The organism is Sulfurovum sp. NBC37-1, assembly GCF_000010345.1.
Classification (GTDB): Bacteria; Campylobacterota; Campylobacteria; order Campylobacterales; family Sulfurovaceae; genus Sulfurovum.
The window spans coordinates 1,074,901-1,097,276 of record NC_009663.1; the positions used below are offsets into that span (position 1 = coordinate 1,074,901).

General features: G+C 43.8%; 21 protein-coding genes. 12 read left to right on the forward strand and 9 right to left on the reverse strand.

Annotation, left to right across the window (positions count from 1 at the left end):
• Nucleotides 1-81 precede the first annotated feature (81 nt).
• On the forward strand, nucleotides 82-588 hold the full coding sequence (locus tag SUN_RS05425) for a ComF family protein (RefSeq protein WP_232501356.1): 507 nt from the start codon (nucleotides 82-84) through the stop codon (nucleotides 586-588).
• A 10-nt stretch (nucleotides 589-598) separates the two neighbouring features.
• On the opposite strand, the gene SUN_RS13005 is transcribed toward SUN_RS05425, so the two are convergent.
• On the reverse strand, nucleotides 599-1,711 hold the full coding sequence (locus tag SUN_RS13005; protein ID WP_011980740.1) for a GGDEF domain-containing protein: 1,113 nt from the start codon (nucleotides 1,709-1,711) through the stop codon (nucleotides 599-601).
• A gap of 50 nt (nucleotides 1,712-1,761) precedes the next feature.
• On the reverse strand, nucleotides 1,762-2,865 hold the full coding sequence (locus SUN_RS05435; protein WP_011980741.1) for a M20 family metallopeptidase: 1,104 nt from the start codon (nucleotides 2,863-2,865) through the stop codon (nucleotides 1,762-1,764).
• 104 nt (nucleotides 2,866-2,969) lie between these two features.
• On the opposite strand from SUN_RS05435, the gene SUN_RS05440 reads away from it, so the two are divergent.
• From SUN_RS05440 to SUN_RS05450, 3 genes are all read left to right on the forward strand, one after another.
• Nucleotides 2,970-3,869 (forward strand): ATP-grasp domain-containing protein, encoded by a 900-nt coding sequence (locus tag SUN_RS05440; protein WP_011980742.1) that lies wholly within the window; start codon nucleotides 2,970-2,972, stop codon nucleotides 3,867-3,869.
• A gap of 18 nt (nucleotides 3,870-3,887) precedes the next feature.
• On the forward strand, nucleotides 3,888-5,318 hold the full coding sequence (locus SUN_RS05445) for a hypothetical protein (protein WP_011980743.1): 1,431 nt from the start codon (nucleotides 3,888-3,890) through the stop codon (nucleotides 5,316-5,318).
• Between the two features lie 173 nt (nucleotides 5,319-5,491).
• Complete coding sequence (locus tag SUN_RS05450; protein ID WP_011980744.1) at nucleotides 5,492-8,071, forward strand: M14 family metallopeptidase; 2,580 nt, start codon at nucleotides 5,492-5,494, stop codon at nucleotides 8,069-8,071.
• A 51-nt stretch (nucleotides 8,072-8,122) separates the two neighbouring features.
• On the opposite strand, the gene SUN_RS05455 is transcribed toward SUN_RS05450, so the two are convergent.
• Nucleotides 8,123-8,605: a DUF2231 domain-containing protein gene (locus SUN_RS05455; protein WP_011980745.1), complete on the reverse strand. Its 483-nt coding sequence runs from the start codon at nucleotides 8,603-8,605 to the stop codon at nucleotides 8,123-8,125.
• 240 nt (nucleotides 8,606-8,845) lie between these two features.
• Here SUN_RS05455 and SUN_RS13710 point away from each other — a divergent pair, with 240 nt between their 5' ends.
• From SUN_RS13710 to SUN_RS05475, 4 genes are all read left to right on the forward strand, one after another.
• Nucleotides 8,846-9,514: a DUF2853 family protein gene (locus tag SUN_RS13710; protein ID WP_011980746.1), complete on the forward strand. Its 669-nt coding sequence runs from the start codon at nucleotides 8,846-8,848 to the stop codon at nucleotides 9,512-9,514.
• A gap of 169 nt (nucleotides 9,515-9,683) precedes the next feature.
• A complete protein-coding gene (locus SUN_RS05465; RefSeq protein ID WP_011980747.1) occupies nucleotides 9,684-11,090 on the forward strand; it encodes a hypothetical protein in 1,407 nt (468 codons plus the stop codon).
• A gap of 73 nt (nucleotides 11,091-11,163) precedes the next feature.
• Nucleotides 11,164-12,168, forward strand: coding sequence for an AAA family ATPase (locus tag SUN_RS05470; RefSeq protein WP_011980748.1), 1,005 nt, complete (start codon nucleotides 11,164-11,166; stop codon nucleotides 12,166-12,168).
• A gap of 210 nt (nucleotides 12,169-12,378) precedes the next feature.
• Nucleotides 12,379-12,837 (forward strand): rhodanese-like domain-containing protein, encoded by a 459-nt coding sequence (locus SUN_RS05475; protein WP_011980749.1) that lies wholly within the window; start codon nucleotides 12,379-12,381, stop codon nucleotides 12,835-12,837.
• 44 nt (nucleotides 12,838-12,881) lie between these two features.
• Here SUN_RS05475 and SUN_RS05480 read toward each other — a convergent pair whose 3' ends face one another.
• The 5 genes from SUN_RS05480 to SUN_RS05495 form a co-directional block, all read right to left on the reverse strand.
• Nucleotides 12,882-13,256 carry a hypothetical protein gene (locus SUN_RS05480; RefSeq protein WP_011980750.1) on the reverse strand — a complete coding sequence of 125 codons (375 nt, stop codon included), beginning with the start codon at nucleotides 13,254-13,256 and terminating at the stop codon, nucleotides 12,882-12,884.
• 96 nt (nucleotides 13,257-13,352) lie between these two features.
• Nucleotides 13,353-13,526: a hypothetical protein gene (locus SUN_RS13580; RefSeq protein ID WP_158298180.1), complete on the reverse strand. Its 174-nt coding sequence runs from the start codon at nucleotides 13,524-13,526 to the stop codon at nucleotides 13,353-13,355.
• Entirely contained in the window at nucleotides 13,523-14,329 is an 807-nt protein-coding gene (locus SUN_RS05485; protein WP_011980751.1) for a metal ABC transporter permease, read from the reverse strand. The genes SUN_RS13580 and SUN_RS05485 overlap by 4 nt, the downstream gene beginning before the upstream one ends.
• Entirely contained in the window at nucleotides 14,326-15,129 is an 804-nt protein-coding gene (locus tag SUN_RS05490) for a metal ABC transporter ATP-binding protein (protein WP_011980752.1), read from the reverse strand. The genes SUN_RS05485 and SUN_RS05490 overlap by 4 nt, the downstream gene beginning before the upstream one ends.
• 7 nt (nucleotides 15,130-15,136) lie before the next feature.
• A complete protein-coding gene (locus tag SUN_RS05495; RefSeq protein WP_011980753.1) occupies nucleotides 15,137-16,003 on the reverse strand; it encodes a metal ABC transporter solute-binding protein, Zn/Mn family in 867 nt (288 codons plus the stop codon).
• 114 nt (nucleotides 16,004-16,117) lie between these two features.
• Between SUN_RS05495 and SUN_RS05500 the strand changes: the two genes are divergently transcribed.
• The 3 genes from SUN_RS05500 to SUN_RS13010 are packed head-to-tail and all read left to right on the forward strand — an operon-like array spanning nucleotide 16,118 to nucleotide 19,629.
• Nucleotides 16,118-17,131, forward strand: coding sequence for a hypothetical protein (locus tag SUN_RS05500; protein WP_011980754.1), 1,014 nt, complete (start codon nucleotides 16,118-16,120; stop codon nucleotides 17,129-17,131).
• Between the two features lie 9 nt (nucleotides 17,132-17,140).
• Nucleotides 17,141-17,551 (forward strand): hypothetical protein, encoded by a 411-nt coding sequence (locus tag SUN_RS05505; RefSeq protein ID WP_011980755.1) that lies wholly within the window; start codon nucleotides 17,141-17,143, stop codon nucleotides 17,549-17,551.
• Nucleotides 17,548-19,629 (forward strand): sensor histidine kinase, encoded by a 2,082-nt coding sequence (locus SUN_RS13010; protein WP_011980756.1) that lies wholly within the window; start codon nucleotides 17,548-17,550, stop codon nucleotides 19,627-19,629. The genes SUN_RS05505 and SUN_RS13010 overlap by 4 nt, the downstream gene beginning before the upstream one ends.
• On the opposite strand, the gene SUN_RS05515 is transcribed toward SUN_RS13010, so the two are convergent.
• Nucleotides 19,620-20,282 carry a response regulator transcription factor gene (locus tag SUN_RS05515; RefSeq protein WP_011980757.1) on the reverse strand — a complete coding sequence of 221 codons (663 nt, stop codon included), beginning with the start codon at nucleotides 20,280-20,282 and terminating at the stop codon, nucleotides 19,620-19,622. The genes SUN_RS13010 and SUN_RS05515 overlap by 10 nt on opposite strands.
• A gap of 297 nt (nucleotides 20,283-20,579) precedes the next feature.
• Between SUN_RS05515 and SUN_RS05520 the strand changes: the two genes are divergently transcribed.
• On the forward strand, nucleotides 20,580-22,352 hold the full coding sequence (locus SUN_RS05520; RefSeq protein ID WP_011980758.1) for a multiheme c-type cytochrome: 1,773 nt from the start codon (nucleotides 20,580-20,582) through the stop codon (nucleotides 22,350-22,352).
• The last annotated feature ends 24 nt before the right edge of the window (nucleotides 22,353-22,376 follow it).

The following is a 22,376-nucleotide window of genomic DNA, read 5'->3' on the forward strand; positions in this document are numbered from 1 at the left end:
AATGACTTGTATATGCGCTGTTTCTCCTGCTCAAAACTAAGTCTTGATATCCTTTGCGAACATTGTCAAGAGACTCTGTTCATGCCCACGGTAAAGACCCGAACAATCGGTACTTTGGATGTCATCAGCTTTTTCAGATACAGTACCCTTGAGCCTCTGCTTCATACCAAGCACAAACCCGAAGGATACCGTGTTTTCAAGAAGCTTGGAAAACTTTTTCTCAAGCCCTTCATAAAAGAGTTCGTTGAAAATGACGAGGGTAGGGTCTATATTGTTGGGATCGACGAGTATGTCAGGAATGGATATTCGCACGTTGCACTGCTGACCAGGACAATGAAGTGTAAACAGGCCCTTCCTCAGCATGCTTCACTATTGGCAAGGAACAGGGTGAATTATTCAGGGAAGCCACTGCAATACCGTCTGGATCATCCCAGGGATTTTATCTATACAGGCAAAAAAGGTGTTGATGTCATATTGGTCGATGATATCATTACTACGGGAATAACACTTCAGGAGGCACAAAAGGTGCTGATAGAACATGATGTCAATGTATTGTTCGCTCTGACTCTTGCTGATGTAGAGGAGTAGGGTATATTAACTATGCAAAAACAACCTGGTTACGTCCCTTTCTCTTGGCCTTGTAAAGGCTTTCGTCTGCAAGCCTGTAGATCTCCTGGTGATTGAGCCCGTCTTCAGGTGCCTGGATATATACACCTATGGAACATGTCAGGATATTTGTATCGGGATTACCGCTATGCTCTATCTCTTTTTCATTAAGTTTTTCCATAACAGTATTGATAAGAGCATGTATGTTCGCAATATCTTCATCCAAAATGATGCCGGCGAATTCCTCTCCACCCATACGGAAGATATAGTCATCACTTTTGTTAAATACTTCCTTTAAGGTTTCAGCGATCTGTTTTAGAGCCCAGTCGCCCTTTTGATGTCCATACGTATCGTTATACTGTTTGAAGTAATCAAGATCAAGTGTGAAGAAAGTGAGAAATTCTTTGTTGCTTTTAGCCTTAAGTATCTGTCTTGGAAATATCTCTTCAAAAAAACGTCGGTTATAGAGTGATGTCAGTGTATCGGTGATGGAAAGCTTCTCAAGCAGTTTCATCTGCAGTTTCTCTTTTTGTCTCAGTTTTTCAATCTTTGAATTGGCACTTTCAGTACTGTGCTGGATAGTATATATGACATAAAGCATTACAAAGTGTGCAAGGGAAACTCGTAAAAAGGTTTTCTCATTCCAGTCATTGTTGTCCCATATACCTATACCGTTGTAGGTAAGAGCCAAAAGAACCATAATAAAAGTAAAGGAGACTATCAGACCACGCTTCGCACCAAGTGTAATAATGGCAAAAGGTGTAAAGAAATATGTCCATATGAGTGTGTAGTTCTCACCGTGCTTTATGAACGCAAGAGTAAGAAAGGCAATGAAAAGTGTTGCATTCCCCATATAGCTTGCAGTTACATGCATTTGTTTTTCTCTTAGCAGGTAGAGGGCAAAACCTATGAATGTTATCATGAACAGATTCACATAAAAAAGTGTATATTCGTGTATTCCGAACAGATTGATGAAGACAAACAATATATTGATGATAATGGTGATAAAGAACATTGCATTGAGAAGAAGGATCTTTGTCTGGAGCGGATTATAGTCATTATATTCGAATGATCCTATGATCAGTTCTTTTAACGTTGGTTTCATAAAGACCCCCCCTCTAAATCATTGCAAAAAGTATAACATAAAAATAAATACTATATTTTACCTTCAAGAAAATGTTCGAATATCTCAGTCACAAGTGCAATGCGCTCCTGAAAACTCTTCTTGGAAGCTCTCTCATGGATAGTGTGGTCCCCATCACCGTAAGGCCCCCAGCCGTCCAGGGTAGCTACTCCCTGGGAGGAGACAATGTTCGCATCGCTGACACCGCCGCGTTTTTCTGTAGGTAACACGATATCGCAGACATCATTGATATTGTCAATGAAGGTCATTTGTGCAGGAGAGGGCTGCATAACATCTCTTTGTATGCTACCGGAAAGTACGGATTCTGTACCGTCCACATAGGCACACAAGACGATCTCATCGATTGCCTTGAGTACCCTGTCTCTTTCATGGGTGTTGGTATAGCGCAGCTCAAATGTAAGGTGGGCATGGGGTGAGATGGTATTGGCACCTATGCCGCCGCTGATCTTTCCGACATTCACGGTGGTCTCTTTTTCAAGATCTGTCAGGGCTACGAGTTTTTGCAGTTTGATTGCTGCTTCAAGGTTGGCATCGGCACCTTTGCTGTAATTGTTTCCTGCATGTGCTGCAACCCCTTTGATATCGATGAAGAAGGTGCCGACACCTTTTCTTCCTACAACCACTTCATTGTGCAGCCCTGCGGCTTCAAATACCATGCAGTAGTCATATGCTTTTGCCAGTTTGGCAGAGAGGTGTTTACTGTCATCGCTGCCTGTCTCCTCATCACTGACGAGGAGGAAGTCGATATTGTGTATCTCACCGAATTTTCTGTGGACATTTCTCAGGGCCTGAAGTGCGACATAGTTGCCGCCTTTCATGTCGCAGACACCCGGACCGTAGATCCACTCTTCATCTTCTGTGAATTTTTCGAAGGTACCGTGAGGAAAAACGGTATCAAGATGGCCAAGCAGCAGCAGTTTTTTTCCTTCTTTTTGTGTGGAAGTGAGATGCAGGTGATCACCTATCTCTTCGCGAGGGTACCTTGTGAGTGTATAGCCGAGCTCTTCCAGCCAGTAGGCGAAGATCTCTCCGTTACGGTCAACGCCTTCTTTGTTTTTCGTCCAGGAATTGATCTTGATGATCTTCTTGAGTTCTGTAAAATCGATTTCGGCCATACTGCTTCCCCCAAAAGTGATGATTTAATTACGTTTTTGTAATGATTCTCTGAAGATATTTTAGTAAATTATAGTAAAATTATACATTAATTAGAGGAGAACATATGTCAAGAAAAATCGGTATGTGGTTGTATAGTAACGGCGGCGGGGACAAGATACAGAAAAAAATCGTCAAACAGCTCAAAGAGAGGGATATTGAGACCATTACCGATATCAATCTGCGACATGCAGTAGCGAAGAACGGACATATCCTTCATGACAAACTGAGAGTGGAGGAACTTGACCTCTTCTTCTCCTACAACGCTGGAGAGCAGACACAGTACCAGGTCTTTCTATACCAGGCACTCAACAGGGTGATTCCGATGATCAATACGTATGATGCCTTTGCGTTGACGGAAGACAAGTTTCAGACTTCTTTTCTTCTCAGACAGCACGGTGTTGCTACGCCGAGTTTCAAGCTCTGCCACAGAGATGACGGACATGAACTCAAAAAGATCATCAAAAAGTGGGACAAAATGGTCTATAAGCCTACAGACGGCTGGGGCGGTGTAGGACTTACCAAGATCGAAAGTGAAGCGACACTCGATACCCTGCTTCCCTTCCTCAACCAGATGGACCTTCGTTTCTTCTATGTGGAAAAATTCGTCAACTATGACAATACGGACTTCCGTGTGGACATCGTTGACGGTGAGTTCGTAGGATGTTACGGAAGAAAAGCAAGTGGAACGGATTGGCGTACGAATGTGACAAGCGGTGGTTCTGTCTTTATGCGTGAGCCTAATGACGACATCATCAATCTTGCGAAAAAGGCTGCAAAGGTTTGTGGTACGGATATTGCGGGAGTGGACATCATTTATGATCTTGAACGTGAAGAGTATGTGGTACTGGAAGTCAACGGCATTCCCGCGTTCGCCACACCGGAACAGGAGAAGATGGGACTGAACTTCAATGATAAAAAGATCGACCTGATCGTGAATCTGATCGACAGAAAAACAAAAAAATAAAATTTGAAAGAGAAAAAAATGGCAAAAAAGAAAAAACAACAAAAACTACCAAAACTGGGACTGCTCTATCTTGATTACGTATTGAGATTTTTTGACAAATCGAACTTCAGAGGCTGGCCGGATAAGATCGAAACGGTGACGTATCACTGGAAGAACGATAAAGAGAGATTCATCAAAGAGGTGAAAAGAAAGAAGATCGATGTACTCATCGGTAACATTCCCGCAACAGCGTATGAGACATTCAGAGAGATCGCCAGAGAGTTGCCGCATGTGCAGTTCATCCCTTCCATGGATACACAGTTCTCCAACAAGTCAAAAGAGAATGTGACACGTTTTGCATGGAAATATGATATACCTATCCCTAAAACGTATATCTTCTACGATCACGACAAAGCGAACAAGTTCATCGATGAAACGAAGTTTCCGAAGATCATCAAGAAGTCTTACGGTCCTTCAAACTACGGGGGATATTTCGTCCACAAGGTAGATTCTGCACAGGAAGCCCATAACCTTCTGGCACAGAAGAAGTACCATCCTGTCTATATGCAGGATTTCGTGCCTATGGAAGCGGATGTCCGTGTGATGCTCATCGGCCACAAGCCTGTGTGTGCTTTCTGGAGAAGACCGCCTGAAGGCGAGTGGCTGACCAATACTTCACAGGGCGGAAGTATGGACTATATGGATGTACCCAAAGAGTTACTTGACCTTGCCGTCAAGGTTTCCAAAGCTGCCAATGCAGAGTACTGGGCCTGTGATATCGCCGTAGGCCAGGATGGCAAATACAGGATCCTTGAGTGTGCAACGGCTTTCGCTGCCTTCCCGTACATCAGGGACTGGATAGGCCAGTACCTTATGTGGAAATTCTCCAACGGAAGATTCCCGTTACCGAACATGCCTCTGTACAACTGGGAAGAGCTCGGCAAGATGGACGCTTCAGTGCTTAGAACACTGCGCTACATTACTTTCGGACGCTATACACCAAGCTATGACGGTGCATTCTTCCTTGACAGCAAGACCAAAGAGACCGAAGAGGGTGAAATGTATCTGCATGAGCTGGATGCGCTCTATCCTGTACTTAATACATACACGCGTACCAAAGAAGAGTGGCCAAGCGAAAAATGGAATTTCCAGGACAATTACGGGAAAAGTATTAGAAAAGTACATGCTCAAAGCAATCCGCACTATAACGACGAGGATGAGAATTCAGAGTCTGCAGAGCAGGAGAATATGATTGAGCTTACAGAGAAAAAAGTTGAAAAACTTCTGACTTCTGTAGAGGGCATCGGTAAAAAGAAAGCTGAAAAGATCATGGACAAGTTCGATACGACAGAATTGGTACATGCCCTTGAGACCGCTCCTGAAAAGCTTGTAGAAGAGATCTCATGGTTCAAGAAAAAATTCCTGACCAGACTTCAGAAAGAATGGAAAGAGTTTAAGAAGAAGCTCTAATTACCAATAGTTGGAAGTGAGATGTTTCACCCAAGGGCATTTCCTTCGGTCACACTCACCATAGAGGTGGGACTGAAGTCTCCACTTCCATATATGGTCTATAGATCAGTTCAATACGGATATTGAATTGATTTATATATCCAACGAATATTACTTAAAGAGAACAGATACCAATGAAAAATCAATATATGTCATACCAGGAGAGCCTGGAATTTCTTCATGCCATGGAGAAACAGTACCCCGATCTCATCGAGGTCATCAAAATAGGTACTACCTATGAAGGACGTGATATCGTCCTTGCCAAGATATCAAACAATGTCGAGACAGCAGATGAAAAGCCGGCATTGCTTTATACCGGGAGTATCCATGCCAGAGAGTGGATCGGACATGAACTGGCACTCAAGTTCATCAGCCATGTTGTCCAGAACCGGACTGTAGACCCTGTACTTGAAAAAGCATTGGAAGAATCCACTCTCTATATGGTACCCTGTCTGAACCCTGACGGGTATGAGTATTCGCGTAAACACTTTTCTTTCTGGAGAAAGAACCGCCGCAAGAACCATGACGGTACTTACGGAGTGGATTTGAACAGAAACTTTTCTATAGGTTTTGTTAAACAGAAAGACACGAGTTCCAATGTGTACGGCGGGGAAGAACCGTTCTCAGAGGCAGAGACAAGAGCCATCAAAGAGTTTGTCGATGCCCATGAGAACATCACCATTGCACTGGATTATCACTCCCAGGGGAATGTCTTTTTCCCTGCCCACAAATTTAAGCATGAAGCAGAGATGAACGGTACCGATATGAACGTGATCGCTGCGAACATGAACGATGAGTTCGTTAAGATCACGGGAAGAAAGTACGGTATCCACCGTGGTAAGCCGCCTGCACATCTCATCAGTGGAAGCGGAAGGGAATACTACTACTCCAGAGGGATCATTGCACTAGTCGTGGAAGTGGGAACAAAAAATATTCCTGATTACATGAAAAGTATGAGCAGCAGTATCCATGAGAATATCCCGGCACTCATTAAAACCTTCTCCGAAGTCATCAACTACTCTTCCTATGCACCAAGGAGGGTGGAGGACTTTACCATTGATGACAGGACACCCAGTTCTGTTACGCTGGTATGGAAATATGAAAAGCGTGATGACATTTTCTTTGAGATATACCGAAGTACCAAAGACAAGGATGCCTGCAATGAACGTACGAAAGTCGGTATAGCGGGAGAGAACAGTTTTGTAGATACGGACCTTGAGAGTTCGACCAACTATCACTATACCATCCGTGCTGTCAATAAGAATACTTCCTTCAAATCACCGTTCGCACCGGTGGTCAAAGTAAGAACGAAACTCGATGACGATGAGTTCTTTAAACTGATCTTTGCATCTAAAGACGGAACTGGATATGTAGGACAGTACACACAGGAGCAGAACCGTTCACACTTCGGGCTCAACTCGCTTTTTGTGGGTATCAACAAATCCAAAGGTATCTGTGATGCCGTTGCCACGATCGACCTGAGTGCCTTGCCGAAAAATGCCATAATCAAATCGGCTCGTTTCTACCTCTATCCGATGAACAGGGTAGGTGCAAAGATCGAAAAGTTCGGCCAATGGGACCTCTCCCTGCTCAAACACGGCAGTTTTTCAGAAATAACTGATTTTAATGAGATAGAAAATGCCGAGTCCAAGGGGATCATCGGGCAGGCGATCAAGTCACGTCAGCTGACACAGGGTATCTGGAACTTCTGGGAGTTCTCGCAGAGAGAGTGTGAAATGCTTCAGGAGGAGATAGAGAACAAACAGGCAGTCTTCAGGATCGATGGGCCGAAATACCTTCCGGATGGAGAAGACAGCCAGATGATGCAATTTGATATCGGTTACGGACAGTTTGGTGGAGGGATCCATTACCGTCCGATGCTTGATATCAAATATACCGTCAAGAATGAAAAGATAAACCTTCCGGTACAGACTTTCACTACTATCTCAAAAGAAGGTGTGGATGAATCTGTGCTGCAAAGCGGTTTCGATGCCAATGGTGACAAAGTATACGGTTATCTTGATTTTGATCTTTCGCAGCTGCCGGAACATAATAAAACGATGATCATACAGTGTGCTTTGAAAATACGCAACAAGAATACTTTTAAAAAGAAGACGGACATCCGTTTTTATGTGGAACTGGTGGAGATCGGTGAAGCAGGAACCTATGAAGATATCAAAAACCGTGAGAAGATCGAATATATCGGTTACGAAGTAGCGGAGTCTGACCTCAATGCCAAAGAGTATCAGTATTTCAATTTCGATACGCTTTCCAGACAGGTACTTGACGAACTGCACCAGGAAGGCAAGACCCTAAAACTGGTCATAAAGCCAACGTCGGCGCTGGGTGCGAAGAACCGCATTACCACATGGAATGAAGATGTCGCGCTTGTCGTCAAATACATTGAAAAACGCAGAACACCTGTTGCTGCGGTTGAAAATGTCAAGATAAGCAAAGAGAACAGGATGATTAAACTGTACTGGGACAAAGTGGAAGACGAGGCACTGAGCGGCTATTATGTCGTGCGTAACAGCTTTCATCCGCCAAAACACTTTATGGATGGCGTCAAGCTTTACGGAGGGAAAGATACCTGGACCTATGACAACTTTGCTGCCTTTGATACAGAGAAGTATTATGCAGTATTCTCCTATGATGATGTACCGAATTTCTCCAAACCGGCCATCGTACGCTATGACCCGCTGGAGAAGTATTAATATCTCTATCCTCTGCTTCCTCAAGGAAGAGGGGATGTATTTTCAACATTCTTAATCGTGTTTAAGCTCTTTATGCTCTTCCATTCTCTGCTTTATGATCCTGTTATCAATCCCTCCGGAATATTTATATACAAGAGAACCGCCGCTTCTTCCCTGATAGAGTGAAGCCATCAGTGTTACGATAATCAGTACTGTAGAGATATTTTCAAGAAAAGATGAGTTTTTTGAGATTGCGAACCATTTTGATAGGGTAGTGGCCAGCAGTATGGCTACGACAAAGAGGCCGAATGTTTTGTGACTGCTTATAGCTTGTACGCCGTCTTGCAGGATCATATGGCCTTTTATGATCTTTTCTGCATCCCCTAAACCGCTGAATACAGCAAATAAAGATATCAACGCTGCGAAACCTATGATCCGAAAGGCAGCTTTGGAGTAGGCCTTGTCTTTGGTGAACATATAGGTGACCTGGGAGAAGAGAGCCACAAACGGCAACGCTATGATGAAGTTTACAAATGGAGGATGTATGACGTTCATTTTGATTCCTGTTTTAGAGATTCTTCTCTATTGTAATGGTAAATATATTAAATTTTGATTATATCAGTTAATTTATAAATATGATTTGTTTATATAAAATAATTATAAAATAGCTATTGATGACATTGATACTGGGGTTATGCCGATATTTACGGGAGAGAAGGATCGTTCCAGGAACAGGAAGTAGTAATGATAAAATTACGATATAATTGTTGCATTCTATCGTGAAGGAGAACTATTATGGCAAAAATTGCTATTGTACAACTGTTTATGAGTATGTTTAAAACAAAAAAAGCAAAGGCATCTCAAGTAGAAGAGAGAAGGGAAGAAGTGCATTTGGCAGAAGAGACAGATGCACAAACTCAGGTAGCGGATAGTTCTGCTGAGAAAGAAATATCTCAAACAAAAAAAACACCTGTGAAGAAAAAAGCTGTTAAAAAAGAAGCAAAAAATACCGGTAAAACAAAAGAAGCCGCTGTAAAACCCAAGCCAAAAACAAAAAAAGCAGCAGCAAAGAGTACTGCATCTAAAAAAGAAACCGCAAAACCCAAAGCAAACAAAACAACCAAAGGTTCAAAAAAAGATGCGAAGATTGCACTTTACGCAAAAGATATAAAGAAGCACTACAAGGAAGTAGATAAAGATTTTTTAGCCATCATTGTAAAAAATCTCGGGCCGTCCATCTATAGAAAAGATGCTGAATTAGTCTCCTGTTCCGACCCCAAAGAGCTCGATACAGTCAGAAAGAATTTTCTTGTTAAAAAATTGGGTTTGAAACTCAGCAAAGAAGAACTTGATGCAGTCATTCAGGAAGTATGCCAGGAGTTAAAAGGTACACGGACAAAATACCGTGCAACTTTTTATTATAGACTTGCACAAAAATTTAACAAAGAATCTGCATTGAGCTAAAGGATATCTTCATTCAGCCGATGCTTTAACTTCGGAAAGTGTTTAAAGCATCACTCCAAAGAGGAGAAATCCTTGACTTAACGATATTGTAACCCTACAAATCTATACGATACAGAGTAAATAAGACCAATTAACTCCTATTTAAAACCCACTATGCTATACTAAAATTATGATGAAAGAAAACAAAACACTTAAACAACTGCTGGAAATTTCCGAAGGCAAAAAACTTCTTTTTCTTGGAAAAGAGGGGATCTTTACCGAAAAGGAGAGAGAGCGTTTTTTGAAGAAGTACAGGATCACGGCGACCCAATATCTTGAAGAGGATGTGGTTGGCGTAGTGGAGTATCACAGGCTCAATCCGGTCGAAGAGGACATTTCCAACGATGCCTATGATCGTAAACTGCCTCTTTTCAAGCTGAACGTATTTGAGCATCTTCTCTCAGAAGAGATCGATGATGATACACTTTTAATGGCGATCAGGCTGGGGAACGACCAGGAACGGATCGTCAGGCTGCTTGGGAATGAACATCTTACAGATGAACTCTTTGTCCGACTGCTTAAACTGTACCGCTTTGATGAAGATGAGGAGGACAACCGTCAGGACCGTGATGTCATTATGTACACACTGCGCCGCTACATTGAGATCAGGCCCAATGAAGAGGATCTGCTTTATACCTACCTGACACTCAGGCGGCTGGCAACGGAAGCGACCGACCCGGAGCTGCTTATGGCTTTGCTGGGCTTTCCGAATTTTAAATTCCTGGTACGGGGAAGAGAGAAGGTAAGCCTGCGTGAGACCATCGCAAGGAATCCTGCGCTGAATGAAGAACTTATACGAAAACTGCTCTCTTTCAGAGATAGTAGGGTCAATGCTGCGCTGGCTGGTAATCGCGCTGTAGGGGAAGAGACGTTGAAGCTTCTGCTTGACAGGAATGATGCACAGACAAACAAAGCGCTGGCGACAAACCCTTCCATCGATGATGAGATATTTACTGCTTTGCTGGAAAAGGGAGAAGAAGTCGTCTCGCTGCTGCTGATACATCAGCCTATTGACGCTGTACGTCTGGAAGTGATTGAAAAGTCTGGAGTGGACGAGCACCTTTTTGCACTGATAGGGCACAACAGCAGTTTGGCAATGAAGGTGATAGGTAAACTGCTGGAAAAAGGAAGTGCAGAGCTTTTGGAAGCTCTGAGCGGGAACAAAGCTGTTTCTTCCGATGTGCTGGAGCTTATTTACCAGCATGACGAAGTGGAGGACTTTGTACATCTGGCACGAAACCCCTCTACACCGCTGTGGATTCTTCAGGCACTTTACGAAGAGAATATGGAGAGCCCGGAAATGCTTGTGGCGCTGGCACACAATCCGTCTCTGCCAGAAAGGATACTTCGGGAACTCTTCGCCAAGGAGCAGCTGGAGATCAATCGTGGCCTGGCGAGTAATGCTTCTCTGCCGCTGGAACTGCTTGAGGAACTTAAAATAGATACCCGCCTGCAGAATGAATTGGCTCAGAATAAGAATTTGATGCGGTCATATGAAGCGGTTCTGAACCAGAGTAAAGTAATAATCAATATTTGAGAAATTAAAAGTTGAAATTAAAAATTGTTGCAAGTATTACTTTGCAATGTTGTTATTGAAGGAATATGATTAAATGAAAGCATCAGATATTACCAAAGTCATTGACAAACTGATTGACAGACAGCTTCCCATCTTTATCTGGGGAGCACCGGGTATTGGAAAATCCTCTATTGTCAAGCAGATTGCGGCAGCGAAAGAGCTGGAATTCCTCGACCTTCGTCTCTCACTGCTTGATCCGACCGATCTGAAAGGTATCCCGTTTTTTAAAGCCGATACCAATGAAGGTGTCTGGGCAAAACCGAGTTTCCTGCCTTCCGACCCCGAGAGCAAAGGTATCCTTTTCCTCGATGAGATCAACACGGCGCCCCCGGCGGTACAGGCTTCAGCCTACCAGCTTATCCTCGACAGACGGGTAGGGGAGTATGAGCTGCCGAAAGGCTGGAGCATCGTAGCTGCCGGCAACCGTGAGAACGACAGGGGCGTGGTCTATAAAATGCCGCCGCCGCTTGCCAACCGTTTCGTGCATTTCGAGATGGAAGTTGATTTTACAGACTGGAAGAACTGGGCATACGGACAGGAAATAGAGAGTGCCATCATTGCATTCCTCGCCTATGACAAGTCCATGCTTTTCACTTTTGACCCTCTATCCAATGAGAAAAGCTTTGCTACACCGCGGTCATGGGAATATGTGGACAACATTGTTAAATCAGGTATAGATGCAGAATTGATATTAGATAGTATCAGCGGTGCTGTCGGGCGTGAAGCAGCAGTGGGTTACCTGAGTTTCAAGAAGGTAATGAAGAAACTTCCCGATCTCAATGAAGTGCTTAACGGTACACTGACGGAGCTGGAAGAAGATGACCCGAAGGTGATAATGGCACTTGCCATCGGACTGGTCAACGCTTTACGGGACAACGCTTCAGATGAAGCAGTTGACAATGTACTGAAGTTCTCCCTGCAGCTTCCGGGTGAATTCTCCATCATGCTGGTCAAAGACATGCAGCAGAACGATATCGATGTCGAAGGTTCACAGGAGTGGGGTGAATGGGTCAGGAAGTTTGCTTATTTGCTTTCATAGTAGGGGTGCCCTAAAGCATTCACACGATATAGGCCTTCTCTAAAATTTTTCATCAGGATCCATTGTTCCTTGACTTTTTTATAATAAAATCATATTATAATATTTAGATATTTGATCTGATAACTAATTATATTGATAAAACAAAGGGAACGCTTATGTTTTTATGTATTATCAGTGTATCGTGCAAATACCCAAACTCGAAGGAAAAATATGAAAAAAATAATCACAATATCCCTGCTGGCTGCATTGAGCATAATGCCTCTTGCTGCCGCTAATGCCGCTACAAGTAAACTAATCGAACTGGCAAAAAAAGAATCAGGAGAAATTAGTGCCAAAAAACTCAAAATCATGCTTGACAAGGAAGAACCAGTTATTATTTTAGATGTGCGTGAAGCTGAGCAAAGAGCCGAAGGGGAGATATTTGCTGATGAGTATTTTGCTATCACTCGTGGAAATTTAGAGTTTAAAGTACCTAATAAGATCAAAAACAAAGATGCTGTGATTGTTACTTTTTGTCGTGGAGGAAATCGTGGTGCATTGGCTGCGCAAACATTGAGAAAATTAGGCTATAAAAACGCAGTTAGCCTAAAAGACGGGTTGAGAGGATGGGCAGAAGCCGGATATCCTATTGAGACAGGTTTAGGTACAACTGTATTAAGTAAAGAGTAATGCCTAGGAGTCCGATAGACTCCTAGGGTTATTAGAGGTGCCCTTTAGTGAGTCAGGTCCGTTTTGTTCCGGTACCTGACCTCGTTCTTCTCTTTGTTGATCCTGAAGAGGAAGTCTCCCCATTCAAAGGTATTGTTCATGTCGGGAGCCGGTGTGAGTTTCTGTACGATCCTCTCTTCATCTACCTCTTTATAGTAGAACCTTCCAAAAAGTTGGTTGCTGTCGATGTCGTGTGTCTCTTCAATGTCATAGGCAGAGTCTGGAAGAAGGGCGGGTATCCATCCTTTCTGTATGGCACTCTCTTTTTTGACTGATTCTACATCAGGGTATTTGTTGATGATGGTATCTGAAAAATAGTATTTCAGCATGAAAAAGACTGCGACAAAGAAGAGCAGCATTGCAATGATTATTTTTTTCATAAGTTTTTTCCTTTGATTGAACTATCCGTGAAAAACATGTCACAGGTAAATTACTTTTTTAAATTTTACACAATATTAGATAAAGGTTATAAATAGTCAACGTACTATATCCCCTCCGGCCACAATCTGGCCATGTATGCCGTCCTGTGTGGCGATCACTTCCGTACCACCGTTGCTTCCGCCAGCAACCCCACCGATACCAAAACCTACAGCAGGAGAGCAGCCTGTGATGAGCAAAAGTGTTATGAGAGAGAAATAGATATGTTTCATAGTGTTTTTCCTTTTGTAAAGAGTAAAAATATCCCCAGAAATGCAGCCGATACAAGAATAATGGAAGCACCTGAAGTCAGGTTATAGATGTAGGAGAACCAGAGGCCTACAAGTGTGAAGACCGTTGCAATGGCACCGGAGAGAAGCATCATGGAAAAGAGGCTGTTGGAAAGCTTTTCTGCAATGTATACCGGGATGGTCAGCATAGCAATAACAAGGATGAGCCCGACCACTTTAATGGCTACGACAACGGTGAGTGCCGAGAGGATCAGGATGAGGGTGTAGTAAAACCTGACATTAACTCCTCTCAGTGCAGCATATTCACTGTCGTAGGAGACTGCCAGGATATGTCTGTAGCCAAAGGTGATCGCAAACAGGATGACTGCAAGCAGACCTCCCATGAAATAGAGATCTTCCGTGTTTACGGCGAGTATGGAGCCGAAGAGATAGCTCATCAAGTCGACATTATAGCCCGGTGTCAGGTCAACAAAGATCACACCTATGGCCATTCCTACCGCCCAGATGAGTCCGATGAACGTGTCAATACGGTGACGGTTCTTTATGGTCAATGTAGCTATGAGCAGGGCGGCACCCACGGCGAAGAGAGATGCTCCCAGAAAAATAGGCAGACCGAAATAGACCGCAAGACCGATCCCTCCGTAGGAAGTATGGGCGATACCACCGGCAAGGAATACCATGCGGTTGACCACGATGAGTGAACCGATGATCCCGGCAGCAAGGCTGACGAGAATGCCGGCCAGAATGGCGTGTTGGACAAAGTCAAACGAAAGTGCCTCTATCATTTTTTTTCCTCCCACTTGGGTACAGGTTTAAGCGGACCTTCATCACTCCCACAGGTACTGCAGCTATCGGCTCCAAGCATCTGTAGCAGTTCTATTTCACAGAAATGATCCTGGTCGCCGTGGGTATGGAACGTTTTCTTTTTATCGCTGATATCGTGGAAAGAAAGCGTTCTGTTGATATGGGCCGCTTTGTTCGCATACTCCAGAATGACCGAGATGTCATGGCTGACCACGATGATGGTAATATCCCTGTTGAGTAGTTTGAGCAGTTCATAGATCTCTTTCTGCCCTTTGGTGTCAATACTGGCCGTGGGTTCATCCAAAATAAGTATCTTTGGATGCGCGCAGAGTGCTCTGGCGATCATGACCCTTTGTCGCTGCCCACCGGAGAGAGAGCCGATCTTGTTCTGGGCATAATGTTGCATACCTACCTGGGAAAGTGCTCCCATAGCACAGGCTATCTCATCTTTCCCGTAACCGAAAAGCGGCCTCTTCTCGCCTACATGCCCCATGAGGACCACTTCAATGACCTTGATGGGGAAGTCCGTGTTTATGTTTGTATTTTGCGGGACATAGCCGATGGAAGAGAGGTTCTTGTGCGGTGCTTCACCAAAGACCTTTATGCTGCCTTTCTGGACCTTGTTCACACCGAGTATCAGTTTGAGAAGGGTCGATTTTCCTCCGCCGTTGGGGCCGATAATGGCAAGGAAATCCTTCTCTTCAACATTGAGGTTCACATTCTCCAGAACAATATCTTTGTCATAGGCGAAGGTGAGGTTCCGTATTTCGATGACATTCATTTACGTTCTACTTATTCCCTGCAATGGCACGTGCGATATTCAGAAGGTTCTCCGACCATTTCTCGCTCAAAGGCGATACCTTTATCACGCTTATCTTCAACTCTTTTGCCATGGTCTGTGCTGCGGCATCGGAGAATTCGGGCTGTGTGAAGATCGCTTTGATCTTTTCCACTTTGGCTTCTTTGATGAGTGCTATGAGTTCTCTTGGTTTGGGGCTCTTTCCTTCCACCTCTACCGGGAGCTGCACCAGGTTGTATTCGTGGGCGAAGTAACCCCACGAAGGATGAAATACCATAAATTTGGTACCTTTGGGAGTCTTTGCCAGTATCGCTTTTATCTTTCTGTCCGTCTCATTGATCTTTGAAATGAAGGAATCAAGGTTCTGTCGGTAATATTCTTTATTTTCCGGATCTGCTTTGGCCAGTGCATTGTAAATATTCTTTGCAATGATCCTGACATTGGAAGGGGAGGTCCAAACGTGAGGGTCCAAACTGCTGTAACCCATCTCTTCATGTTTATGACCTGTGTGTTCCCCATGGTGTTCATGTGCCTGCATGGGCAGTTTCGTTATGCCCTGTGTCAGGTCTATGATCTGCATTTTGCCATTGAGGTCTTTGAACCTTGGAAGCCATACCTTTTCAAACTCCACTCCTATGGCAAAATAGAGATCCGCCTTGGCGATCTCCTTCATCTGCGAGGGCTTTGGTTCATAGGTATGTGGGGAGTTCCCCGGCATGACCATCAGGGCAATATCGACCTTGTCCCCGCCGACTGCTTTGATGAAAGTCTTTTCAGGCAGGATACTAACGACAGCATTGATATTAGAAAATATATATGTGCTTGAAAGCATAAATAAAAGGATGATTTTTTTCATAAACAGATTATAGCCAAATTATATTACCTCACCAACAAAATATCCAAACGTTGATTTGTGTATTCAATAGAAAATGATATACTTTGACTCGATCCTGCAATGGAAGGTATATTTATGAAAACGATGATACAACTGTTTTTTCTGTTCCTCATATTGCCTGTCTCTGTTTTTTCACAAGAATCAGGGTATAAACTGGGACATGGTATAAAAGTGGGGGATCTGCCGCTCTATATGGGAGGCTATTTCTCGCTGGAGTATGAAGATCTGTCCCACACCGCCGGCCGCTCATTAAAACTCGATGATATCTCCGTGATGTTGTATGGCGAACATGAAAATATAGCGTATATGATGGAATTTGAAGCCAGTGATATCTATACCGAATCTTTTGGCGGTCCTGAAGCCAGTGAAGAGGTGAATGACCATTTTCATATAGAGCGGATGTATCTGGATTATACTTTCAATGAACATACTATGGCAAGAATGGGGAAATTCAACTCTCCCATAGGGTTGTGGAACCTTATTTCGATCAATGTACTGCGAGATACGACATCCAACCCGGTTATCAGTGAAATACTCTTTCCCCGATTCACTACAGGGGTGGAGCTAAAGTACAGCAGCAACAATGACAGTATGCTGACTGTGGATGTATTGGTACAGGGAACGGAAGATATGGATGCGCTCATCAGTGACGAAGTTTACAATAATTTGGATACGGACCGTCATTACGGTGCAGGACTGTCCGCAGAGGGTGATGCATGGAATTACCATTTGAATGCCGGCTATTTTCGGCTCGTCAGTGACAAATCATACTTTTACTTTTCAGCAGCAGTGCAATATTTCCATGAAAAGTTCAAACTGCAGGGCGAGGTCGGCACACAATTTGATGATGAAGGTACAACCGTGCCCTATGTCGGCTATGTTCAGGGGCTCTATACCCTCAAAGAGGGGCATGAAGCGATATTCAGGGTAGAGAGTTATGATGACCGTGATACCGACAGGCAGGATACATTTGCAGTATTTGCCTATACGTACAGGCCGTTGTATTCCGTTGCCATCAAAGGAGAGTATCAGTGGCACTCCTTTAGCGAGGACAACAAATTCATGTTGTCTTTTTCCATGCTTTTTTAGGTTCGCGGTATGCTGAAGTTCCTCTTCGCTTTTCTTTTGTTGTCTGTGGCCGTGTCGGCAGATGACCTGCTGGTCGTCACCAATGCTTCCAACGATATAAATACAGTGACTCCATTCCAGCTTCGTCAGGTCTATCTGGGTAAACGGCGCTTTTGGAAAGAGATGAAACTGCTTCCGCTCAACCTGCCCCCGCAGAACAAACTGAGAAAAAAGTTTGAAAAAAATGTGTTGCATATGAGCCCGTCAGCACTGGATGCATACTGGATGAAAGAACACTATCTGGGGCATCGTCCGCCGTACCGTGTTGAATCCGTTGAAAGCATGATACGCTTTGTCAAAAAGGTCAAGGGCGCTATTGGGTATATTCCTGAACGTAAGGCAGTCAAGGGTATTAAAGTAATTTACAGGATAAAAGAGTGAATAGTATATTGAAAAATATTATACCAAGAACATTGAAAAATAAGCTGCGTATTGTTCTTTTTTTCATCGGGTTCGTTCCCTTCATTGTAATTTTGCTTTATCTGCATAACCTTGGAAAAGAAAAGATACTTGATGATACTCTGGCCATTCAGCATGCACAAATGCACCTGGTAAAAACCAATATTGAACAGCAGTTAATCTCGTTGCAGAAAGAACTCCATTTTCTTGCTACGCTTGATATGATGAACGATATGACCGTGGAAGATGTCGATAAGCGTATTGCAGCACTTTTGCTGCATAAAAAACAGGATATCGGGACCAATGTAGACCTTTTTGCGCTGGATACCAACGGAAAGATCGTCGCATCTACATCAAAACAGAATAAAGAGATATTTGTCTATACCAAAGAGGTAGAGCATGCTTCCCGGCAGGCTAAAAGATATTTTTTCAAAAATAAGATGCTATATTTATTCTCTCCAGTCACTTCCTTGTTGCAGAACGGTGCAATGCTTGGCTATATTGTTCTTCGATATGACCTGAATAATCTGGAACAGTATGTCGTCAGACAAAAAGGGCTTACTACACTTTTCTATTTCCCCGAAAGTGCTTTGCACATAGGGGAAATGCCTGTCTATAAAACTTTAAAGCTTGAAGGGTATCAAAAAGATTACATTAGTGAGGACTATCTGATACTTAATGAACGTTTTGAAGGGATACTGTCCGAAGGGTTTATTGTATATATGATCGAAAAATCGATCGCGTTCTCCTTTTTAAACCAGTTCCTGCTTTTTTTATGGATCCTTTTTGCTTTTGGTTTCATTGTGATCGGAGTGCTTTCATGGTGGATGGGGGAGCGTATACTTAAGCCTGTGAGAACCCTGACAAATGCCACGCAGCAGATTATTGATACACAGGATTATACGACACAGGTCATTGTATCATCAGAAGATGAGATCTCCGAACTTGCAAGCAATTTCAATGTAATGGTCGAAGAGGTTGATCGTACTTTCAGAATGCTTGAAGAAGAGAACAGGATGAGACTGTTGCGTTTTGTACAGCTTGTCACTATTTTCAACAATCTCATTCAGACTGAAAGCGAAGAGGCATGTATCTCATTGGCACTCGAAGAATTGCAGAAGCTGATGCCTGGCCAGCGCTTTTCTTTCAGCAAAACATATCCGGATAGGAAAGATGAACACGCACAAATGCTACTCTATGTGAAAGATTTTGAAAAAGGCACCAGTGATTTTTACGGGGTGATCTCACTGCCGGATGTCCGTAAAGAGGGTGACGAGGAAGAGCAGAAATTCTACCGTGCCATCGCGACGATGATCATGCTTCAGCTCGATCAGATACGTTTGGTAGACCAGACCAAAGCGGCCTCTTCTGCCAAGTCCACATTTATCTCTCACATGTCGCATGAGTTGAGGACACCGCTGCATACGATCCTGAGCGCTACTCAGTATCTTATAGGCTATGAAGGTCTCACGATACCGCAGCAGGAGAAGATCGCTACCATAGAATCGTCCGCCGGACACCTGCTGGGTATGATCAACGATATACTGGACCTTGTACAGATAGAAGCGGGGAAAGTGCCTGTCTCAAAAGAGATCGTAAGCAGTGGCACCATAGAGAAATTGACCAAAGAAGTCATAAGTATGCTCGAAGTTCTGGCAGAAGAGAAGCATATTGAAATGACGTTTGAAAACAGGCTTCGCAATGATGTAGAAGTGTTCTTGGACAGACGCCTGTTCAAACAGATACTTATCAACCTTATCTCCAATGCTGTCAAATTCACTGATGAAGGGACGATAGCACTTCGTATGGAACTTTGTGATGAAGGAGTCTGTATTGTTGTCCGGGACAGCGGTATCGGACTTTCCAGAGAAGAGATAGATGTCATATTCGATGAGTTCACACAGGTGAAGCAGAGTACGGACAGTATTCAGAAAGGAAGCGGACTGGGCTTGGCTATCAGTAAAAAACTGGCAACTCTTTTTGAAGGAGATGTTCTGTTGCAGAGCGAGGGTAAAGGATTGGGAACAACTGCAATACTGCGTTTAAAACTTCAGTCCTGAATTTTATATCTGACGCCCCTAACCGTTACGATACAGTTGTCTATTCCTATCTTCTTTCTCAGATTTTTGATGTGTACATCAACAAGGTTACTCTGTTTCAGGCTGTTATAGTCCTGGCAGAGGTAGTCGTTGAGCTGGTAGCGGGTCAGTACGATGTTCTTGTTGTGTAGAAGCAGTTCAAGAAGATCGAACTCCGCAGGGCTCAGAGTGATCGGCTCTTTGTTGACACAGACTTTCCTGCTGCTTGTATCAAGAGTAAGATCACCGCTTTTAAGCAGTGTAGTTTTCTGCGGACTTTCTCTGCGCAGAAGCGCACGTATACGGGCCAGAAGCTCAATGTTCGAGTAGGGTTTGCAGAGGTAGTCGTCACCACCGGCATCAAGTACCGCTACCCGGTCATCCACCTTACTGTTCGCAGAGAGCATGAGCACAGGAGTAGCATCTTCTTCTTCACGCAGAACGTTTAGAAGAGTCAGCCCGTCCCCGTCAGGCAGGTTCCAGTCAAGCAGTATAAGGTCATAACGTCTTTCATCGCAGTACTCCAGTGCATCCCTGTAGTTATAGGCGACATCACAACGGTATTTTTCCTGTTCAAGCAGCTCTTTTAGCTGGTCAGCAACGGCTTTCTCGTCTTCAACGATTAGTAGATACACAGTGCTCCTTTTTTATGAACCCGGATTTTGCAATAGAGATCACAAAACTTTACACAAACCATTGTACCGTGAGCACATACAGAGAAACAATCGATGTACCTTCGGGTGCACCTTGTGTTTTTCGTAGATACCGCAGCACAAGCTTTGACAGGTTTCAAGCGATCCTAATGCAAATCCGAGATGAAGATATTATAGAAGTATTCTGCTTAAGGCGGAAAACAGTCACCTTCATCAAATCTTCATTTATCTGTTTTACACTTCTATATCTTAAGTTAAACCCAGATTAAAGGAGATGAAATGAAAAAAGTGTTTATACTGTTCAGTATGCTAATAGCTCTTTTTATGTTAAGCGGCTGCGGAGGTGGAAGTGGTGGATCGACCGGCACTACCGGGATAGACAGTACCGGTAACGCCAATAGTGACAATACCATGTATGGTGATAACCATGATGAAGAAGACAATACGGATGAAAGTGCAAACAACGGCGGCACGGCAGGTAGAGGTACGACCGTATCCAACGGCTATACGCTCACAGCATGGAATGATTTGGGGATGCACTGTATGGACGGGAATGATTTTTCTGTGTTTTCAATACTGCCTCCCTACAATAATTTGCATGCGCAACTGAAAGATAAAAATGGAGACCTGATCACCTCCGGTGTAATAATAACCTATGAATCTACGACAGGCACGGATGGAAAGATAAATGGATCGAGTAGTGACAAGACGAATTTCTGGGACTTCAGTCAGAAACTTTTTGGCGTAGTCCTTGCCCCCGACACAGGACTGAAAGGTAAAAAGACACCAAGCAGCACACCTGATACACTGGAATACAACAATGCATTCGGGTGGTGGGAAGCAGAGGGGATTCCGCTTACACCATACAATGATGACGGTTCTAAAAATTACTATCCTTTGGTCAAAGTGACCGCGAAAGATACCTCAGGGAACATACTTGCCACAGCCAAAGCGGTACTGCCTGTAAGTGATGAGATGGATTGTAAACGCTGTCATGCGAGCAACTCTCTTGCCCCGAAAGCGAAACCAAAGGTAGGCTGGGTGAACAATTCCGATCCGGAAAAAGACTTTAAACTGAATGTTTTAAGACTACATGACGATCGTATGCCCAATGCGGTAAAGGACAACATGACTGCACTACAGGCAAAAGGATATACCTATGATGTCAAAGGTCTTGAAGCTACAGCTAATGCCGGAACACCAATCCTGTGTGCAGCATGTCACTCAAGCAATGCCCTTCCAGGTACCGGTGTTGCCGGTGTCAAAGCATTCACTGCGGCTATACATGGATACCATGCCAATGTCACAGATCCATATACAAACCTTTCTATGAACAGCAGTCAAAATAGAAGTGCCTGTTACGCATGTCACCCCGGAGCAGCAACCAAATGTCTTAGAGGTGCCATGGGGGATGCCAAAGACAGTGCAGGAAATGCTATGATGCAGTGTCAAAGCTGTCACGGTCACATGTCAAATGTTGCAGACAAAAACAGAAAAGGATGGGTGGATGAGCCAAACTGTCAGGCGTGTCACTATGACGGCATGAGAGAGACATCGGCTATTGATCCGACAACAAATACGCTCAGACATGTTATAGATACCAAATTTGCCACCAATCCCAATACCCCGGCAAATGGGCTGAGTCTTTATCGATTCAGTAAAGGTCACGGTAACTTGCAGTGCAAATCATGTCATGGTGCCACCCATGCGATCTATCCAGCACATCAGGCAGACAATCTGCTGGCAAAAGGTATACAGGGACATGCCGGCACCATCGGTGAATGTAGTGCATGTCACAGCTCCGTACCCAATACCGTTACAGGCGGTCCGCACGGTATGCACCCGGTCAGACAATCCTGGGTCAACGGGCATGAAGATGTAGCCGAAAACAATGCAGCACAGTGTACGGTCTGTCACGGTCAAAACTATAGAGGTTCTGTTCTTTCTGAAACATGGACAGCAAGAACTTTTTCGGTCGAGAATGGTATAAAGACTTTTGCCAAAGGTCATCAAGTCAGCTGCTATGATTGCCATAACGGTCCCAATCCCTAACAGGATTTCCCTATAGGAAAAGAG

What these genes read in the sequence shown, in the direction of transcription:
- SUN_RS05425 (WP_232501356.1), top strand. Translation starts at nt 82, where the DNA reads ATGCCCACGGTAAAGACCCGAACAATCGGTACTTTGGATGTCATCAGC.
- SUN_RS13005 (WP_011980740.1), bottom strand. Translation starts at nt 1,711, where the DNA reads ATGAAACCAACGTTAAAAGAACTGATCATAGGATCATTCGAATATAAT.
- SUN_RS05435 (WP_011980741.1), bottom strand. Translation starts at nt 2,865, where the DNA reads ATGGCCGAAATCGATTTTACAGAACTCAAGAAGATCATCAAGATCAAT.
- SUN_RS05440 (WP_011980742.1), top strand. Translation starts at nt 2,970, where the DNA reads ATGTCAAGAAAAATCGGTATGTGGTTGTATAGTAACGGCGGCGGGGAC.
- SUN_RS05445 (WP_011980743.1), top strand. Translation starts at nt 3,888, where the DNA reads ATGGCAAAAAAGAAAAAACAACAAAAACTACCAAAACTGGGACTGCTC.
- SUN_RS05450 (WP_011980744.1), top strand. Translation starts at nt 5,492, where the DNA reads ATGAAAAATCAATATATGTCATACCAGGAGAGCCTGGAATTTCTTCAT.
- SUN_RS05455 (WP_011980745.1), bottom strand. Translation starts at nt 8,605, where the DNA reads ATGAACGTCATACATCCTCCATTTGTAAACTTCATCATAGCGTTGCCG.
- SUN_RS13710 (WP_011980746.1), top strand. Translation starts at nt 8,846, where the DNA reads ATGGCAAAAATTGCTATTGTACAACTGTTTATGAGTATGTTTAAAACA.
- SUN_RS05465 (WP_011980747.1), top strand. Translation starts at nt 9,684, where the DNA reads ATGATGAAAGAAAACAAAACACTTAAACAACTGCTGGAAATTTCCGAA.
- SUN_RS05470 (WP_011980748.1), top strand. Translation starts at nt 11,164, where the DNA reads ATGAAAGCATCAGATATTACCAAAGTCATTGACAAACTGATTGACAGA.
- SUN_RS05475 (WP_011980749.1), top strand. Translation starts at nt 12,379, where the DNA reads ATGAAAAAAATAATCACAATATCCCTGCTGGCTGCATTGAGCATAATG.
- SUN_RS05480 (WP_011980750.1), bottom strand. Translation starts at nt 13,256, where the DNA reads ATGAAAAAAATAATCATTGCAATGCTGCTCTTCTTTGTCGCAGTCTTT.
- SUN_RS13580 (WP_158298180.1), bottom strand. Translation starts at nt 13,526, where the DNA reads ATGAAACATATCTATTTCTCTCTCATAACACTTTTGCTCATCACAGGC.
- SUN_RS05485 (WP_011980751.1), bottom strand. Translation starts at nt 14,329, where the DNA reads ATGATAGAGGCACTTTCGTTTGACTTTGTCCAACACGCCATTCTGGCC.
- SUN_RS05490 (WP_011980752.1), bottom strand. Translation starts at nt 15,129, where the DNA reads ATGAATGTCATCGAAATACGGAACCTCACCTTCGCCTATGACAAAGAT.
- SUN_RS05495 (WP_011980753.1), bottom strand. Translation starts at nt 16,003, where the DNA reads ATGAAAAAAATCATCCTTTTATTTATGCTTTCAAGCACATATATATTT.
- SUN_RS05500 (WP_011980754.1), top strand. Translation starts at nt 16,118, where the DNA reads ATGAAAACGATGATACAACTGTTTTTTCTGTTCCTCATATTGCCTGTC.
- SUN_RS05505 (WP_011980755.1), top strand. Translation starts at nt 17,141, where the DNA reads ATGCTGAAGTTCCTCTTCGCTTTTCTTTTGTTGTCTGTGGCCGTGTCG.
- SUN_RS05520 (WP_011980758.1), top strand. Translation starts at nt 20,580, where the DNA reads ATGAAAAAAGTGTTTATACTGTTCAGTATGCTAATAGCTCTTTTTATG.